This window comes from Paenibacillus sp. EKM212P (assembly GCF_011066115.1).
GTDB lineage: Bacteria > Bacillota > Bacilli > Paenibacillales > Paenibacillaceae > Paenibacillus > Paenibacillus polymyxa_B.
The window spans coordinates 1-18,086 of record NZ_JAAMNR010000002.1; the positions used below are offsets into that span (position 1 = coordinate 1).

General features: G+C 42.8%; 19 protein-coding genes and 2 pseudogenes. 18 read left to right on the top strand and 3 right to left on the bottom strand.

Annotated features, from left to right (window positions below):
- The 3 genes and pseudogenes from G9G54_RS25440 to G9G54_RS06135 all read left to right on the top strand — a co-directional run.
- A pseudogene (locus tag G9G54_RS25440) lies at positions 1-234 on the top strand (hypothetical protein); the annotation flags it as partial.
- 18 nt (positions 235-252) lie between these two features.
- Entirely contained in the window at positions 253-576 is a 324-nt protein-coding gene (locus tag G9G54_RS25445; protein ID WP_238807795.1) for a hypothetical protein, read from the top strand.
- Positions 577-770: 194 nt separating this feature from the next.
- Positions 771-1,064, top strand: a complete 294-nt coding sequence (locus tag G9G54_RS06135) for a hypothetical protein (protein WP_165176773.1) — start codon at positions 771-773, stop codon at positions 1,062-1,064.
- A gap of 58 nt (positions 1,065-1,122) precedes the next feature.
- On the opposite strand, the gene G9G54_RS06140 is transcribed toward G9G54_RS06135, so the two are convergent.
- A complete protein-coding gene (locus tag G9G54_RS06140; RefSeq protein ID WP_061828404.1) occupies positions 1,123-1,476 on the bottom strand; it encodes a winged helix-turn-helix transcriptional regulator in 354 nt (117 codons plus the stop codon).
- A gap of 484 nt (positions 1,477-1,960) precedes the next feature.
- On the opposite strand from G9G54_RS06140, the gene G9G54_RS25450 reads away from it, so the two are divergent.
- From G9G54_RS25450 to G9G54_RS06165, 7 genes are all read left to right on the top strand, one after another.
- Positions 1,961-2,134, top strand: a complete 174-nt coding sequence (locus G9G54_RS25450; RefSeq protein WP_238807797.1) for a hypothetical protein — start codon at positions 1,961-1,963, stop codon at positions 2,132-2,134.
- A 14-nt stretch (positions 2,135-2,148) separates the two neighbouring features.
- Entirely contained in the window at positions 2,149-2,529 is a 381-nt protein-coding gene (locus G9G54_RS25455) for an LLM class flavin-dependent oxidoreductase (RefSeq protein ID WP_238807871.1), read from the top strand.
- Positions 2,530-2,624: 95 nt separating this feature from the next.
- Positions 2,625-2,867 carry a hypothetical protein gene (locus G9G54_RS25460; RefSeq protein ID WP_238807798.1) on the top strand — a complete coding sequence of 81 codons (243 nt, stop codon included), beginning with the start codon at positions 2,625-2,627 and terminating at the stop codon, positions 2,865-2,867.
- 38 nt (positions 2,868-2,905) lie between these two features.
- Positions 2,906-3,871 carry an NAD(P)H-dependent flavin oxidoreductase gene (locus G9G54_RS06150; protein ID WP_165176775.1) on the top strand — a complete coding sequence of 322 codons (966 nt, stop codon included), beginning with the start codon at positions 2,906-2,908 and terminating at the stop codon, positions 3,869-3,871.
- Entirely contained in the window at positions 3,846-4,124 is a 279-nt protein-coding gene (locus G9G54_RS25970) for an SDR family oxidoreductase (protein WP_165176777.1), read from the top strand. The genes G9G54_RS06150 and G9G54_RS25970 overlap by 26 nt, the downstream gene beginning before the upstream one ends.
- A gap of 112 nt (positions 4,125-4,236) precedes the next feature.
- On the top strand, positions 4,237-4,977 hold the full coding sequence (gene nfsA, locus G9G54_RS06160; protein WP_165176778.1) for an oxygen-insensitive NADPH nitroreductase: 741 nt from the start codon (positions 4,237-4,239) through the stop codon (positions 4,975-4,977).
- A 119-nt stretch (positions 4,978-5,096) separates the two neighbouring features.
- Positions 5,097-5,522: a MarR family winged helix-turn-helix transcriptional regulator gene (locus G9G54_RS06165; protein WP_160790819.1), complete on the top strand. Its 426-nt coding sequence runs from the start codon at positions 5,097-5,099 to the stop codon at positions 5,520-5,522.
- A 349-nt stretch (positions 5,523-5,871) separates the two neighbouring features.
- On the opposite strand, the gene G9G54_RS06170 is transcribed toward G9G54_RS06165, so the two are convergent.
- Positions 5,872-6,300, bottom strand: a complete 429-nt coding sequence (locus G9G54_RS06170; RefSeq protein WP_061828399.1) for a MerR family transcriptional regulator — start codon at positions 6,298-6,300, stop codon at positions 5,872-5,874.
- Between the two features lie 169 nt (positions 6,301-6,469).
- Between G9G54_RS06170 and G9G54_RS06175 the strand changes: the two genes are divergently transcribed.
- On the top strand, positions 6,470-7,591 hold the full coding sequence (locus G9G54_RS06175; protein WP_076295893.1) for an NADH-dependent flavin oxidoreductase: 1,122 nt from the start codon (positions 6,470-6,472) through the stop codon (positions 7,589-7,591).
- A gap of 289 nt (positions 7,592-7,880) precedes the next feature.
- Here G9G54_RS06175 and G9G54_RS06180 read toward each other — a convergent pair.
- Positions 7,881-8,192: pseudogene (locus G9G54_RS06180) on the bottom strand (Tn3 family transposase); the annotation flags it as partial.
- Between the two features lie 407 nt (positions 8,193-8,599).
- Between G9G54_RS06180 and G9G54_RS06185 the strand changes: the two are divergent.
- The 7 genes from G9G54_RS06185 to G9G54_RS06215 all read left to right on the top strand — a co-directional run bounded on the left by G9G54_RS06185 (position 8,600) and on the right by G9G54_RS06215 (position 18,017).
- Complete coding sequence (locus G9G54_RS06185; protein ID WP_165176780.1) at positions 8,600-9,568, top strand: LacI family DNA-binding transcriptional regulator; 969 nt, start codon at positions 8,600-8,602, stop codon at positions 9,566-9,568.
- Between the two features lie 304 nt (positions 9,569-9,872).
- On the top strand, positions 9,873-10,826 hold the full coding sequence (locus G9G54_RS06190) for an ABC transporter permease (protein ID WP_238807802.1): 954 nt from the start codon (positions 9,873-9,875) through the stop codon (positions 10,824-10,826).
- Between the two features lie 13 nt (positions 10,827-10,839).
- Positions 10,840-11,736, top strand: coding sequence for a carbohydrate ABC transporter permease (locus G9G54_RS06195; RefSeq protein ID WP_061828394.1), 897 nt, complete (start codon positions 10,840-10,842; stop codon positions 11,734-11,736).
- A gap of 125 nt (positions 11,737-11,861) precedes the next feature.
- Positions 11,862-13,487: an ABC transporter substrate-binding protein gene (locus G9G54_RS06200; RefSeq protein ID WP_165176784.1), complete on the top strand. Its 1,626-nt coding sequence runs from the start codon at positions 11,862-11,864 to the stop codon at positions 13,485-13,487.
- A 24-nt stretch (positions 13,488-13,511) separates the two neighbouring features.
- The gene (locus G9G54_RS25470) at positions 13,512-13,892 is read left to right on the top strand and encodes a PfkB family carbohydrate kinase (RefSeq protein ID WP_165176770.1); all 381 of its coding nucleotides are present in this window, start codon (positions 13,512-13,514) and stop codon (positions 13,890-13,892) included.
- Positions 13,870-15,747: a PfkB family carbohydrate kinase gene (locus tag G9G54_RS06210; RefSeq protein ID WP_238807810.1), complete on the top strand. Its 1,878-nt coding sequence runs from the start codon at positions 13,870-13,872 to the stop codon at positions 15,745-15,747. The genes G9G54_RS25470 and G9G54_RS06210 overlap by 23 nt, the downstream gene beginning before the upstream one ends.
- Positions 15,744-18,017, top strand: coding sequence for a GH32 C-terminal domain-containing protein (locus G9G54_RS06215; protein ID WP_165176786.1), 2,274 nt, complete (start codon positions 15,744-15,746; stop codon positions 18,015-18,017). Before G9G54_RS06210 ends, G9G54_RS06215 begins: the two co-directional genes overlap by 4 nt.
- Positions 18,018-18,086: the final 69 nt, after the last annotated feature.

Here is an 18,086-nt window from a genome sequence, read left to right on the forward strand (position 1 = left end):
AAGGAACTGCCTTGGATTCGCGAATGGCTCTTAAAGCATCAGTTACCTGATGGCGGGCTGAACTGCGACCCTGAAGCTTATACTCATTCTAAAAAGAGCTCTATTGTTTCAACACTTCCTCCGCTTGAAGCTATCTTATGGCATACAGACCGTGAATTTACTGAACAGGAAGTCGTTTTCTTAGATGAAGGCGCACGTTATTTAATTGAGCATCGTCTTGTATGTTCTAAATAAAATAGAAGCGTCATCGATATGGAATGGCTGAAGCCTTGCTTTCCGAGGTTTTTTGAATATGATATATTACGCGGCATGTCCTTCTTGGCAGAATGGTCCCGACGTAGGAACAAAACGCTGCCGGTCGGGCTGCTTATTGAAGGATTGGAACGATTGAACATCTTCAAGGAAACAGGAGGATTGCGAATCGGTAGACAAGTCTTTGATCCACGAGGCCCGTGGAGTGGGCAACCCTTTCCCTTGTTAGAAGCAGTGGCTGGCATTGGTGACGTTTCGCCTTATCTAACCAAACAGTTGGATCAAGTTATCGAACGATTGGGACCAGAGTATACCTATGCATAAAGACTTCCTTTAGAAGGGAGCTCATGGTGGAAGAGGAAGTGACCAGGATGAGGAAGACTTAGAGGGGAAAGTTGCAAATTTCACATATGTAAAAGATTGTCTAAACACTGATTGAAGCCGTAAAACGGGAAGTAAAAGAAGAGGTCTTTGTTGAGGCAACTCAATAAACTAAACCATGAGGCTGGAGGATTACAATGAAAATAAATGATGAATATTTGAAGGAACAATTAAAGCATGTATATTGGTTAAATGGTGGTTGTTGTGCAGGGAAGTCCACAATGACAAAGAAATTTGTTAAAGAGTTAGGATTTCAAACACTGGAAGATAACGTGATGAAGTACCGACCATTCACCAATCCAGTTGAATACCCTGCCCTACAGTATCCTCATTCGGGTTTAGATTGGGATAAATGGTTCAATAAACCCAATGATGAACATGTTCATTGGCTTTTTCAAATTGTCGAAGAGATGATGGAAAGACTTAAATAAAAATGTTTTCTTTGGATTCAAAATTTCGGTAATAAGCTTGTTTGAAAACTTCATCAGATTAAGGTTTTTCGCCGTATTCCTTACCGAATTCCTCCATCTTCTCAAGGATCGGTAGTAATTTGATTCCCTTGCCTGTTAATGAATACTCTACTCGCGGAGGAACTTCCGGATAAACATTACGTTTAATAACTCCATCGTTCTCCAACTCTTTAAGCTGCTTTGTGAGAGAGCCTTGTGATAAACCTCCAAGAAATTTTTTTATATCCGTATAACGGCGTGTTTCTCCTTTTAAATACCATAATATAAAATATTTCCAACGTCCTGAAAGAACATTTTGGGTAAATGCTATCGCGTACATATCCCTTTTTTCATCCATAAATTCTTTATCAAATCCTTCATTACAGACCCTCATTGATATCACTCCTAATCTTAAGGTACAAAAAGTTGTACTATGTTCATTTATATTGCCCTCTTTGCAAATGAACATAATGACTTTATGATTGTGTCAACAAACCAAAACAATTAATTTTAATTAACCTAAAATGCGAAAGGATAATGTTCTTGTTTTCGTTTTATAGTTTAATAGGGTAACTAAGATTGCGTTTTTATATTTAGTAAGCTAAATAAATATAACACAGAAAGGAGTTACTGATAAGTGAATACAGGAAATAGACTACAGCTTTCGATTTTAGACTTCGTTCATGTCTATAACGGAAGTGATGCTAAGAAAAGTCTCCAAAACATTAGGACTTCTGCAGCTGATGGCTGGACCATGTGGGCATTGCTAAGGTCCAGAGGATTATTGGGGTAAATGATTTTCCAGAGCAATTAGATAACCTGCTTTCCTTTTTTGACTGTAACTTTAAAGAACCTCATGAAAGGGAGATCATTCAACAATGGAAGAAAGAAAGTTAAAAATAGGAGGGATTATTGATGGCGTTGGTTGGAATTACACGGGATGGAGACACCCCGCTATTCCAGCAGATGCCAGTGAAAATATTGATTACTACGTTCAAAAAGCCAGGCAACTTGAACATATGCTGATCCATTTACTGTTGCTAGACAAATAGCCTCACTCGACAAGATTAGCAAGGGCCGAGCAGGATGGAATGTGATCACCTCTAATCCGGGAGGGTTAGCCAATTACAGTCGGTCCCATTTAAGGAAAGCAGATCTTTATCCCATGAAAAAGGAGTTTTTAGAGATTGTTGAAGGCCTCTGGGATTCGTATGAAGACGATGCCTTTATACGTGACAAGAAAAGCGGAGTATTCTATGACCCGAGTAAGATGCATCCAATAAATTATACCGGGAATTACTTTTCAGTGGAGGGACCATTAAATGTTAGTCGATCTCGACAAGGCAGACCGGTCATCTTTCAAGCCGGTACTTCCTTGGAATTCATGGATATAGCTGCACAGCATGCCGAAGTCATCATGGCTCCTGGAGACCAAACGATCTACTGATTATGCCTTCTCATAATCCCATCGTTGGTGAAACGGAAAAAGAAGCCTTAGACAAGCTAAGGGAAATCGAATCATGGATACCTAAAGGTTATCGAGTGCCGAAACCTCAATGGATGGGATCTGCGGAGCAGGTTGCCGAGAAAATAGAACATTGGTATCGAGAGGGCGTTATGGATATCTTGCTCATAAGACAGGATCATCCAGCCGGATTTGAAGATTTTATCCGATTGGTAGTTCCCATCTTGCAAGATAAAGGCATCTTCCGCAAGGAATATGAGGACGACACACTTCGAGGGAATTTGGGTCTACCTTACCCTGAAAACAGGTATACGAAGTAATAATTGAAAATTTTTTTTAAAAAGAGGAGAAATCAATCATGAAAAACCGAATTACAGAACTACTGGGTATAGAATATCCTATTATTTCAGCTGCAATGACCTGGGTAACCTCTGCGGAATTTGTTGCAGCAGTATCCAATGCAGGTGGAATGGGCGTACTCGGGCCAAATGCCGGCCAAACCGAAAAGGCAACAAGTGCAGAAGATATGGCAGACCGGTTAACCCAAGAAATTCGCAAGGTAAAAGCTTTAACGAATAAACCCTTTGCAGTAAATTACATTTTCCCGATGGGAGGGGCTACAGAAGACCCCTTTACTAATGCAGTTTTTGATGTATTGGTTAAAGAAAATGTCAAAAACGTTATTGCCATTGGGCTAAATGTGGTCGATCGTGAACTGAAACGGCTTAAAGAACAAGATATTAAGGTAGTGTACAGAGACTTAAGTCCAACTGTAGAGAAGCTTGTAGAAGCCGAGAAATCAGGAGTGGACGCACTCATCGTTACAGGTTATGAAGCTGGTGGCCATATGAGTGATTATAAAATTAGTACGTTTTCCCTTGTTCCACAAATCACTTCACTTGTAAAAATCCCTGTTATTGCTGCTGGAGGAATTATAGATGGTCGGGGAGCGAAAGCAGCACTATCTATGGGTGCAGAAGGTGTATATATGGGAACAAGGTTTATAGTGACCAAAGAAAATCCAGCTAGTATGGAAACAAAGAAAGCCATCATTAAGGTAAAAAGTGAAGAGTTTATTGAATTTAAATCAGGTACAGGACATTTGAGAACCATTCCTACAGAAGCGGGCAAAAAAGCGTTAGAACTCATTAATCAAGGAAAGCCTGCAGAAGCATACAAATATTATGGAGAAGGGTTCAAAATAGGAATGTTAGATGGCGATCTGGTTAATGGGACCGTTAGTGTATCCGAGTCAGCTGGTGGTATTCAGCAAATTCTAACGTGTCAAGAAGTGATTGATGAAATTGTTAAAACCATCGGATGAAGATCTCAAAATTTTTTTCCTACAGTTTGACACTGATCAAATTCGGATAAATCTAATTCAACCAGGACCTATACAAACAAACATTGTGACTAAAGCTCTAAGTGAAAAGGCAATTGAAGAACGGGCACAACAAGTTCCCATCAAAAGATTAGGTCAGTCTCAAGAGGTAGCGAACCTTGCTTTGTTTCTTGCGAGTGATGAAGCCTCTTATATTACGGGTGCTCATCATGAATTGATGGAGGATTGTCTGTAATGTAACGCAATTTTGTATTGAGTTAGTATATGAGGCCACCTATAACTAAGACCTCATTGCTATTTTTGCTAACACTTTTATTTATGATAATAACATTGAAGGAGATATTCATATGAATAATACCCTTAAATTACTTCATAATCATACGTCCATTCGTTCTTATACAAATCAACCACTGACACAAGAACAACGAGAAGAAATCTTTAAGGCAGCTAATCAAACATCATCATTCAGTCTTTTGCAGGCCGTTTCTATTATTAGAATTACAGATCCAGATCTTCGAAGAATGGTAATGCAACTTTCGGTTAATCAACCTTATATTGAAGAAGCCGCAGAGTTCTGGATTTTTTGTTCAGATTTCCACCGGAATCATCAAATCGCACCTGAAGTTGACCTTGAATATATAGAATTTCTTTTAATCGGTTCATTTGATGCCGGGCTTATGGCGCAAAATGCTTTAACCGCAGCAGAATCTATTGGACTTGGTGGCGTTTTTATTGGTGGTGTGAGAAGTAACATTAATGAATTATCTGAAATTTTGAATTTACCGAAGTATGTGATTCCTTTGGTGGGACTATGTATTGGTAGTCCATCTGGAAATAAACCTGAACTCAAGCCAAGGTTGCCTAAATCCATGGTTTTACATGAAAACCAGTATCAAACACTCGATAAACTGAAATTAGCAACTTATGATAAGACCATGTTGAAGTATTATGAAAATCGACCTGTAAAGGCCCCTTTCTCAGCGAAAAAAGTAAAAGGATGGAGTGACCACATCCATGATCATCTGCAAAGAAGTATTCAGCCACAAATGATGGACTATCTCCACAAACAGGGATATGCCAAAAAATGAAGCAGGGAAGAAACTTTTTTGACCAGAAGGAAGTTCACCATAAATTAATTTGACACATCAAATTCGTCGTGATATAGTTAGCCCGCTAAATAACATTCGAGTCGAGGGATGATGAATTAATGACAGATCAAGTGGATTGTGATATTCGTCAGTCGTTAGATCGAATCTCCTCCCAAATGCGTCGAAATTATAGTGAATCTCTCAGGGAACTTAACCTTTATGTAGGGCAAGATAATTTGCTGTATCGTCTGTGGTTGGGTGATGGGGTAACACAAATGCAACTATGTGAACACTTAAAATGCGAACCGCCTACGGTAACGAACATGGTTAAATCATTGGAGCAGAACGGATTTATATATCGTAAACGTGATGAACAAGATGCAAGGATAATGCGCATTTTCCTAACGGACAAAGGCAAAGAATTAGAGACACCGGTTGAGATCAAATGGAGACAACAGCAGGAAAAACTACTTCAATCCATTTCTACGGAAGATCGGCTGATATTAAGACAATTAATGCAACAAATGGAGAATAATCTATCATGAGTTCTCCATCTTTTTTAATATATTTAGCAAGCTAAACATTGCTGATTTAATAACACAACGAGAAAGGGTGCATTATTATTGGCTGCATCCCTATGTGTAATCATCCGAAGAAGGGGTAGTACCAGCGTCGCTGTCACAAGGGCAAAGTAGATGGATAAATATGTTAAATATAAGCTCTAGGAATTTCGCTATGATTGGAGAAATACCAGCGTCTCAAACGTATGGAATAAACCTTCATTTATCTTGTTGGGTAATGTGCAAAGACAGAGCTAGGCTGCCGACATTGATCGGCAGCCTAGTCTTAGTTGGAGATTGAACTATCGTTTCCCGTTAGCGCAAATACATTACATTAATTTACCGTCTTAATCTCCAGGCCGTGACCGTGACATTTAAAGTTATAGTTAGGGTTTTTCATAACCTCTTCTTTCTGAAGTTCATACATGGCAATTTTATAGTTTATTTCTTCCATGTGTTTAAAACTTTCGTCAATTTTCTTCTGAAGTTCCAATTTATGCTGTATCAACATCTCCTCTCTTTGCAAAAAGGTGCTATTTCCCAATTCATAAAGTTCCTTGTAATCCTTGATTTTTGAAAGAGGCATTCCTGTCTCTTTGAGACAACGAATAAAAGAAATCCAATCTATTTGTTGTTGGTTATAAACTCTACGGCCTTTTTCGTCACGAGATATATTTGGTAATATCCCCTGCTCTTCATAAAACCTAAGTGTCTTTGCAGATACATTTAAATTCTCCACTACGTATGTCATTGAATACAACATCTACTTGTCCCACCTTTAGTTACAGTTACTGTAACTAAATATATATCATAAAGAGAATGAAAGCACAACAATTCTATATGTAATCATATAAAAATAAATACTTGACCTACTGTAACGGTAACCAATTACACTGAAACAGAAAATAAAATATGATAGCGAGGTTAAGGAAATGAATCAAAAATACAGTAGGTTATTTGAATCCTTCACATTCAGAAGTGGAATAACAATGAAGAATAGTATCGTTATGGCACCTATGACCACCTGGTCAAGCAATGACGATCTTACCATTTCGGATGACGAAGTAAAGTATTACAAACAAAGAGTGAACGGAGTAGGACTCGTCATTACAGGGTGTACTCATGTTACACCTAATGGGCAAGGTTTTACGAATGAATTCGCTGGGTACAATGATGAATTTACTCCAAGTTTACGAAAATTAGCTGAAGCAGCGAAAAGTGGAGGCTCTCCAGCGATCCTACAGATTTTTCATGCTGGCAATAAAGCTTTGCCCGATTTGGATGCAGTTAGTGCGAGTGCATTGCAACCCGAAATTACTAATTTAGGTTCAACTCCAGAAACAAGAGAACTATCACATGAGGAGATTTTGTCGATTGTACGTGCTTTTGGAGATACAACAAGACGAGCGATTGAAGCCGGATTTGATGGCGTCGAAATTCATGGGGCACATGGATTTTTAATTCAAAACTTCTGGTCGCCAGCAACGAATCAACGGACGGACCAATGGGGAGGATCACTTGAAAATCGCTTGCGTTTTCCATTGGCGATTATTAACGAAATCAAAAATGTCATTGAAAAACATGCTGCAAAACCATTTATGATTGGTTTCCGGCTTTCCCCTGAAGAATCCCACAAAGTGGACGGATTACGTATGAAAGACACGTATGAATTAATTGATTTCCTTGTTGAACAGGATTTAGATTATATTCATGCTTCATTAGATAATGTGTCTTCAAAGCCAGTAGATAGTCAAGATGAAAAAACACGGCTTGAATTAATTCTTGAAAGAGCAAACGGTAAGATACCTGTGATGGCTGCTGGTTCCATACTAACACCGGATGATGCTCTTCAAGCTGCGGAATTAGGATTGCCGCTAGTCGCCATTGGGCATGCGTTAATTATGGATCCTAACTGGGTTGAAAAGGTCGCAAATGGACGTGAAGCCGAGGTAGATTCTGAGTTGAACGTTTCGAAACTCAACCAGCTTAATATTCCAGAAAAACTCTGGAATGTAATTCAAGCAATGCCCGGTTGGTTTAATATTGGGAAATAAAAAGTAGTCCTAAAGGCTACTCAGATTGACGAGAAACCCACGTCTTTTATGAGACTTCGGGTTTCTTTTGCTAATTCTAAGGTGCTCCGTTCATCCGTAGTTCGGTAGGGCAATTCTTACTCTTGCGGACACACATACTGCGAATATTTCGATCTTGAAGGGGTACCACCAGCAAAACGCAGATTTACAACGCTAAGGAATTCTGAGTACAAAAATAGCCGGTTTTCACACGTTAAGGGTATAACCGGCTTTTATGCTATCCTTGGTTCAGCGGATGTAATGTTTCTAAGATACTAGGCGTTGCATCAGCCATTTTTGTTAAGCCTATATTGGTACCCATAGCCATGAGCGATGCCAGAACAATCGGTTTTTCTTCGGATTTAGGTTGACGATTGGTTGAAGCATGAATGAATTGCTCGTCAAACCCAGTCCAACTTGCTACTTCTAAAAGTAGGTCTGGTAGCTTTACCCGTGGCAACATGCCGTAGAGAGCAGCGCTATATTGTTTCGCCTCTTCTGGAACATCTTTTTCAAGCCGATTAATATGTAGTCTACCTTTTTCAACGTTTACTCCATCAAGCGCATCGATGTTGTCACCAATCTTAAACCGGAAGAGCTCGAGAGAAGAATCGGTCTCTAAAAGGAGATTTTATTTTTTTGAAGAAGAAATAATAGATGTGATTATCTATTTTACATTGCGGTGGCGGTCATTTTGACCGCCGTTTCTAATACAATAAAGAGCTACAGTTCGCATCAACTTAATCTGAAATAATTAAGTTTTAATTTTATAGAGTTGCCATACATGTTTGTGTCGCTTCGAAAAGTACATTGAGTAAGTTTGTAAAAAAATAGAATAAAAAGCGAATAGGTGTGATTGAATCAGGTGGCACGAAATTCATATGCGGGGTAGGCAATGAAAAAAGTCAGAAAAAAAGCGCTTCAAAAAATAATTGAAACGTTTCCAACTTAGTGCTATTATAATTCCCATAAGAGAGATGGGGGGGTTAAATGCCAAGTATTAGAGATGTAGCTAAGGTAGCTGGTGTTGCTGTGGGAACGGTGTCCCGAGTTATTAATAACTCGGGCTCTGTAAAACCAGATACACGAAGGAAAGTGGAGAAAGCTATACAAGAACTGAATTATTTTCCTAATGAAGTCGCTCGAAATTTTAAAATGAGGAAATCCAAGATGGTAGCCTTGCTGCTTCCAAGTATCTGGCATCCTTTTTTTTCTGAACTAGCTTATTACATTGAGGATGAGTTGGATCGGGAAGGCTTTAAGCTCATGTTATGTAATAGCGGCGGCAAGCCAGAAAAGGAACTGTATTACCTGGATATGCTACGGCAAAACAAAGTGGCTGGTATTGTCGGCATTACTTACAATGATATAGAAAATAGCGTAAGCAATGACATTCCGATTCTAAGTATTGACAGACATTTCAACAAAAAAATCACTTGTGTAACCTCAGATAATTATGAGGGAGGCCGTCTAGCTTTGAGGGAACTTGTTAAAGCAGGGGCCCAGAAACCGGCTTTTATGGGAAGTGTAACTTCCGTTTTTAGTGAAACCATGAATCGAAGAAAAGGTTTCATTGATGAGGCGAAAAAATTAGGTGTAGACTATGTTGTATACGAGAAACCAGATCCTATTGTGGACGACGAAGCCTATTTTGGCGAATTTCTATCTAAGCATCAGGATGTGGACGGCATTTTCGCTATTACCGATATGTTTGCCGCCAAATATATAGAAAGAGCAGGTAGGCAGGGGATTCGTATTCCCGAGGATGTAAAGGTCATCGGTTACGACGGCATTCAGGATCATCGTTATTTTCATCCGATATTGTCTACAATCAGGCAGCCAGTGGAGGAGATGGCACGTTTGACAATCAGACTACTGTATCAAAAGATCGATGGTATAACTTTAGATCAGCAAGTGTATCGTCTCCCCGTTATCTTCAGACAAGGCGAAACTACATGATTTTATTGTAAAGATATTAGCTCGTAAAGTCGGATCACAGTCTGGATATGCAAACTTGACTTTCTCTTATAGAAAATTGGAAACGTTTCATTTGACAATCAGACTACTCTGTTAAAAGATCGAAGGAATAAGTTTGAATCAGCAAATGTATCATCTCCCGTTATCTTAGGCAAGTTTTTTTACATTGGAAAAACTTCAGCTCATTCGGTGGATTTATGGTATGGATCACCGACTGACGTTTTTCTTATAATAAATTGGAAACGTTTCAAAAATGAAAATATCCTTTTACAAGAAAGGGAGTGTAATGGTGAATTCAAGAACTAGTGAGTTGGATCATTCCACGATCAAGCCAAATCGCAAAATATGGAACCAGGTCAAACGTGATTATGAACTGTATCTGTTTTTGTTGCCAATCATTATTATTTATCTCGTATTTAAGTACTATCCGATGTATGGAATACAAATTGCTTTTAAGGATTTTTCACCAAGTCGGGGAATCTGGGGAAGCGAGTGGGTAGGCTTTAAGCACTTTATTGATTTTTTCGATTCCTATAACTTCTGGACGATTATGACGAATACACTTACACTCAGTGTTCTATCGCTTGTGTTTAGCTTCCCAGCTCCGATTATTATAGCGATTATGTTGAATCAGATGCTGGCCAAAAGATACAAGAAAATTGTACAAACTGTAATTTACGCACCACACTTTATTTCTACCGTAGTGCTCGTCGGTATGCTTAATGTTTTTCTATCTCCAAACAGCGGAATCGTGAATCACATCATCACCTTGTTCGGAGGAGACCCCATTATGTTTTTGGCCGACGAAGGTTGGTTCCGTCCTTTGTATATTTTATCAGCGGTTTGGCAAGAGACAGGTTTTGCTACCATCATTTACCTTGCTGCACTGGCAGGGGTCAATCCAGAATTGCATGAAGCCGCGATTATGGATGGAGCAAGCAAATGGAAGCGCGTAATGCATGTGGATATTCCAAGCATTTTGCCGACGATCGTCATCTTATTGATTCTCGCACTCGGTAACATTATGGGCATCGGTTTTGAAAAGGCTTTCCTTATGCAGAACGATTTGAATTATGCCACTTCCAATATCATTCCGACCTATGTTTATGAAATCGGGATTCAAAAGGCACAATACAGCTTTTCTACGGCAATTGGACTGTTTAATTCAGTGGTAAATATTATCCTGATAATCACCGTCAACCGGATCGCCAAAAAGTTGACTGAAACCAGCCTGTGGTAAGGGGGAGTTCATTTTGAATCAATTATTAAAGAGAAAAAGCAAGGGAGACATGTGGTTTGACATCGTCAACTACTTCATGTTGACCATAGTTATGCTGCTTGTATTATTCCCGTTGTATTTTGTGCTGATTGCTTCACTTAGTGACCCCAATCTCATCTACTCAGGAGAAGTATGGTTTTTTCCAAAGGGTTTTACGCTGGATGGATACGGGCGGATATTTAGTGATTCATCTATATGGATTGGTTATGCCAACTCGATTTTATATGCGGGTCTAGGAACGTTAATCGGAGTAGCCGTGACCGTATGTGCAGCTTACCCGTTAGCTCGTAAAGGACTGGCGGGAAAATCGGCGATTATGTGGTTTTTACTGATCTCCATGTTTTTTAGTGGAGGGCTGATCCCAACCTATTTGCTGATCAAAGATCTTCACATGCTGAATACGATCTGGGCACTTGTTATTCCTGGAGCGGGAGGTGTGTTTAATGTCATTATCGTAAGGACTTTTTTTCAGTCGACCATCCCAGATGAAATGTGGGAGGCAGCTTCAATCGATGGTTGTTCCAATACCAGATTTTTTTGGAGCATTGTATTGCCTTTGTCTAAGTCCGTTATAGCCGTAATGGTACTATATCATGTTGTCGGCTTCTGGAATGGTTTCTTTGACGCTTTGATCTACTTGAACGACGAAAACAAGTATCCGTTGCAACTGGTTCTGCGCAACATTCTTGTCCAGAATCAGGCCAACTCGGGCATGATGATAGACGTGGAATCTTACGCAGCGAAGATGCGCGTTACAGAGCTTATCAAATATGGTGTCATCATGGTATCCAGTCTACCGTTGCTGATTTTGTATCCTTTCCTGCAAAAATACTTTGTTAAAGGCGTGATGATCGGCTCGATCAAAGGCTAACATTGTCATGGTGCCTGAAAGGGGGAATGTGCAACAGAATCGATAGATCCAGCATTCAGACAAATATATAACAAGGGCAAGGGAAGTTTTCAGCTTGTGGAATGACATAAAGGAGGTTATGTACGATGAAATTATTCAAAAGTGCTGGAATTCTAATGCTGGCCGGAGTGTTTGCACTTAGCGGATGTTCGGGAGGCGGTGGCGAGTCAAAAAATCAGATGGTAAATCCGGATCAGGATGCGAATTTTAATAAAACCGGTCTTCCGATTGTTAAAGAACCGGTGACCTTAAAGATGGTCTCCCCGAAAGCTGCTTTAGCGCCGGATTACTCGAAAATGGAAATTTTTAAGCGGCTGGAAAAACAAACAAACGTAAAGATTGACTGGGAAAACATTCCAGACACTGACTTTGCAGAGAAGAAAAATTTGTTGTTGGCCAGCGGAGATTTGCCAGACGCATTTTACGGAGCCGGATTCACAGATTACGATCTAATCAATTACGGTAAAGACGGAACCATCATTCCGCTGGAGGATTTAATTGATAAATATGCGCCTAATTTGAAAGCGCTTCTCGATCGTCGGCCTGACATTAAACTAGCCATCACAGCACCAGACGGTCACATCTATGGGCTGCCGTCGTGGGAAGAGAATAAGCTCGATACCAACCCCTTCTTTCACATCATCAATAAAAATTGGCTCGATAAGCTGGGCCTGAAAGTACCTCAGACGCTGGATGAATACACTCAGACTTTGATTGCCTTTAAAACGAAGGATCCGAACGGCAATGGCAAGGCTGATGAAATCCCATTAAGCTTTATGCATATGCAGTGGTGTAGTGACATTGCCGGCATATTCGGAGCTTTCGGTCTTCCGGATAATTTGGAACATCGGATCGTCCGCGAAGGTAAAGTGATCTTTACCGCTTCGCAACCTCAATATAAGGAAGCATTAAAATATATTCATGATAACTGGTATAAGCAGGGGCTGATTGACCCTGAATCGTTCACCCAGGATGCCGCTCAGTATTTAGCAAAAGGCAAAACACCAGATGAAACGCTCGGCTCCTACGTTTGGTGGGAAGTCGAAGAAGTTGTCGGACCGGAGCGTAGTAAGGATTATGCTCTGCTGTCCCCGCTTAAAGGCCCAAATGGAGATCAAATGGTTGGTCGCAGCAACGGCGGAGGACCGGGACGAGGTAGCTTCGTGATTACAAAGGAGAACCGTTATCCGGCAATGACGATGCGTTGGATCGATCAACAGTTTGACCCTTACATGGCGGCTCAAATTCACTGGGGTCCGTTGGATGTCGTATTCAAGAAGGACGAAAAAGGAAAATTGGTGAACCTGCCGCTTCCCAAAGGAGTCTCCGCAGGTGAATTCCGTCAAAAAGTGGCTCCAGGCACAGGAAATCCGGGCGTCATTACTTTCGATGACTTCGGAAAAGTTGTTGATATGGAACTCCGAGCTCAGAAGCGTGCTGATTATCTGGAGAAATATTACACTCCATATATGAAAAAGGAAAACTATCCGAGCATCTTCTTTGAACCGGATGAACTAGATAAAATCAATCGGATTGAGCCAGAACTTATTAAATATGTAAATACCCAAAGAGGCAAGTTCATCGTCGATGGCGACGTAGATGAAAAGTGGGACAGCTATGTGAAGACACTCGAGAAGATGGGGCTGAACGAATTAATGGAGATCTATCAAAAAGGGCTGGACCGTTATAATGCAAATTTAAAAAATAAATAATCAAAGGATAGGTGGGGAGAAACTGTGCTTGATGTAATAACCATTGGGGAAGTATTGATAGACTTTACGCCATCAGGTCGTACAGCGAGAGGCAACGAGCAGTTTGAATGCAATCCTGGAGGGGCTCCGGCTAACGTAGCAGCTGCTCTATCCCGCTTAGGAGCTAGAGCGACATTGATTAGCAAAGTTGGGGATGATCGATTCGGTTCCTTGCTGCACGATACTTTGATGAACGGCGGCATCGACGTGTCTGCGCTTTCGTTTACAGATGAAGCCAATACAACGCTGGCATTTGTCCATCTGGATGACAACGGAGACCGATCGTTCAGCTTCTACCGGAAGCCAGGAGCGGATACATACTTGCGCACGCAGGATGTCCCGTTTGATAGGATTGAAAACTGCTGATGTGGAAAAAGGCTCGTTAGAGCTGCAACAACAATTCGGCATCACCTGGATCGTCGTAACTTTAGCGGAAAAAGGCTGCTATTACCGATTAGCGGGTCATGACGGATATGTGCCGGGTTTTCAAGTAGAGGCCATTGATACGACAGGAGCCGGCGACGCTTTTCTGGGCTGCTTGTTATATAAGATACTGAAAGCCGGTGTTTCTTTGAATCAGCTGACCAAACAGCAAATCATCGGTATGCTAACTTTTGCTAATGCCGGCGGTGCATTAGTAACCACACGGAAAGGGGCTCTTCAATCTATGCCGACGACAGATGAAATTACCCAGATAATCGAGACAAATAAACAGCACGATGATGATAGATTTAGGCCGGGTTTTCATTTTTCACCTCACTCCCATTGGTTGAATGATCCCAACGGATTAGTCTATTACGAGGGAGTCTATCATCTGTTTTATCAGCACCATCCTTATAGTAACCAATGGGGACCAATGCACTGGGGTCATGCTGTAAGCCAAGACCTGGTTCATTGGGAGCATATGCCTATCGCTCTGTTCCCGGATGAGCATGGCGCTATTTTCTCCGGTTGCTGTGTGGTTGACTGGAACAATAGCAGCGGACTGTTCGATGGTTCCCATGGAATGATCGCACTCTTCACTCATGCAGACAGCTGTCCGGAGACCGGACAACCTCGCCAGCGGCAAAGCCTGGCTTACAGCAGCGATAAAGGCCGAACTTGGCACAAATATGAGGGGAACCCAATACTCGACGAGCATGATCTGGTCGACTTCCGGGACCCCAAGGTGTTCTGGCATTCGCCAAGTGAATGCTGGATTATGGCTCTAGTCGCGGGAGACCATGTTCGGTTTTATCGTTCGGACAATTTACGTGAATGGTCGTTGTCAGGCCAATTCGGAAAGAGTGAAGGCTCGCATGACGGAGTTTGGGAATGCCCTGATCTCTTTGAATTGCCGATTGATGACAGCGGATGTTCCAAATGGGTACTTATCATAAGCATCGGGGATAATCCCAACTGTCCGGAAGGCTCACGCACGCAATACTTTATCGGAGAGTTCGACGGAAATACGTTCATCAATGACAATCCGGCCGATCATATCCTGTGGCTGGATTATGGCCGGGACAATTATGCGGGGGTCACTTGGTCGGATATAGCTGAGCAAGACGGACGGCGCGTGATCATCGGATGGATGAGCAACTGGAAATATGCCAACCAAACGCCTACCGGAGCCTGGAGAGGCGCAATGACTTTACCTCGCATCTTATCATTGACCAGCCGAGACGAGGGCGTAGTTCTGACTCAAATGCCTGTCCGGGAAATAGAGCAGCTGCGAAAAGGAACGCTCTGCTGGAATGAGGTCAAGGTTACGCCGGCGGTGCCGTTTACGCAAAAAATGAATGATGTTCTGCTTGAAATTGAAGCGGATATCGACATTCGTTCCGGGGACGAGGTTCATATTAAAATGAAGTCCTCTGGGCAAAGTGAGACTATTATCGGATATGACCCTGTGCGCCAATGGCTATTCATCGACCGTTCGAAATCGGGCCTGACTGACTTCCACCCGTCGTTTGGGTGCAAGCACGGTGCTAGAATGGTTCCGGAGAATGGAAAGATCAAGCTGCATATCTGGCTGGATCGCAACGCGGTTGAAGTGTACGCAAATGAGGGTTTGGTTGCACTGACGGATCAAATATTCCCTGATGCTCCGATGGATCGTATTGAGATAAGTGCGAAAACAGGGGAAGTTGTACTGAACTCGTTTCATATGCATGCTCTTAACTCCATTCATATTCCCAATGGCCCTACGGAGCAGGCATCAAGGAGGGTTGAAGTATGAGCCATGCAACCGATAATCGGGGATTGATCATGTATTGGGCGTTCAATGAAGAAACCGGTACAAGCGCTCTGGAGAGTGTATCCCAAGTCCAGGATAATATCCAGTACGTATTTAACCAAGCGGAGTTTACTAAACCTTGCCCTCCACGGTGGAGACAGGGAGTAGTTGGAAATGGGCTCCTGTTCGACGGTTATTCGACTTACATTGCGCATTCGTTCGATGAGGGAAATCAGAACACCGAGTCAGAGTATCGATCAGCGCTAAGCATTGGAGTATGGGTAGCCCCACGCTCCTATGAATGGGGGGATGATGGCAAATTGTCCGCTATTGTGAACCGCTACAATCTGGATCGTAAGCAGGGTTATCTGCTCGGTATGTTCCGTCACGGTTCCTGGTCCTTCCAAGTCGGGCTGGAAGGAGGGGACTGGAAGGAACTTTGGTCGCCGGACGGCCATGAATTGCCCAAGAATGAATGGTCATACGTGAATGCAGTGTTCGATGGGAACCAAGGCGAAATCAAGCTGTATTTGAACGGCAGTGAAATTGCTTCGGCAGCCTTGCCTCGTGGTTCCCGCCTGGCTGAGGCGACGGACTCGGATCTTCTTATCGGCAAGAATAACCATAGCAGCCTGCTGGCGGAAGTGTTCAGCCTGCACATGTTTAGCGGTATCGTTGATGAACTCAAGATTTATAATCGGGCGCTGAGCGCGGAAGAAGTGGCCGCTTCTTATCGGCATGTGCTGGATACCTTTCACGAAGGTATCCGGCCGCAATTAAACTATGACGAGATCAAGCTGGATCGGACGCCACTGCTGCTTGATCGGCACAGACCGCAATATCATGTTAGCCCGCCAGCCCATTGGATGAACGAACCCCATGCACCGATCTATTTTGACGGGCAATATCATTTGTTCTATCAGCATAACCCGCATGGGCCGTTCTTTCATCAGATCCATTGGGGACATTGGGTAAGTCAGGATTTGGTGCATTGGCGTGATCTACCCGTGGCCCTGGCGCCCGAAAAGGATCAGCTCGCACCGGACGGGATCTGGTCGGGAAGCGCAACCTATGATGCAGACGGCCTGCCTGTCCTGTTCTTTACGGCAGGTAATGACAGCGCTTCGCCGAATCAGAGCGTGGCGCTTGCCCGAAGCACCTATACCCTTGACGGAAACCCGGATCTGGTTCACTGGGTCAAACATCCGGAGCCGTTGATCGTGCAGAAGAAGGGAATGGGCGCATTTGGGGATTTCCGGGATCCGTTCGTATGGAAGGACGATGACGGCTGGTATGCTCTGGTTGGGTCCGGAATCGAAGGCGGAGCAGCACTGGCATTTGCGTCACAGGATATGCTGAATTGGACGTATAAAGGGCCGTTTTTTAAAGCAGATATTCAGAAGTTTCCTTACCTTGGACCCATCTGGGAGCTCCCTGTGCTTCTTCCCCTTGGCAGTGACAAGCAGGGGGTGAACAAACATCTCCTGCTTGTCAGCCCTGTAGGAAAGGGAGCGGATGTCGAGGTGTTCTATTGGATCGGGCAACTTGACAAGCAAAATCTTTCGTTCATCCCCGATCAAGAAGAGCCTCAATTGATTGACGTCGGGGATTTCCATTTTACCGGACCGAGCGGAATGGTTGATCCGAAGACCGGCAGAAATATCGTCTTTACGATAGCCCAAGGCGACCGGACGTCCGAGATGGAATATAAGTCGGGCTGGGCTCATAACGGCGGCTTGCCGTTAAGCGTGTATTTGAGGGATGACGGACGTCTGGGTATAGAGCCGATTCAGGAGCTTCAATCGCTGCGTGGCGCCAAGCGGCTATCACTTCGGGAACAGTCATTGGCTGAAATTAATGTACAGCTCAGGGATGTTCATGGTGACATGCTTGAGATTCAATTGGAATTGGAGCCCGGCAGCGCCAAACAATTCGGAATCAAGGTCCGTTGTACGCCGGACGGAGAGGAAGAAACTCTGCTGTATTATGATTGGAATCAAGCGATGCTCATGGTCGACCGGTCGAAAACGACACTGCATCCGGGAGAAAAGTGCAGAGGGATTCAGGGCGGTAAGCTGGAGCTACTTGGGGAGAATCTGAAGCTTCATATTTATTTGGACCGCTCCATGGTCGAAGCCTATGCAAACGGATTGAAAAGCCTGACAACCCGGGTGTACCCGAGCCGTATGGATGCTTTGGGACTCGAGATTTGGGGAGATGGAGAACCGTTTGTTAAATCCTTGGATATATGGGATATGCAGTCCATTTGGTAAGACGATTGCTTAGGCGCTCCTTACTAATGGGGTCATGCAGCAAATGATCAAGTAACTTCGCTTTTCTCT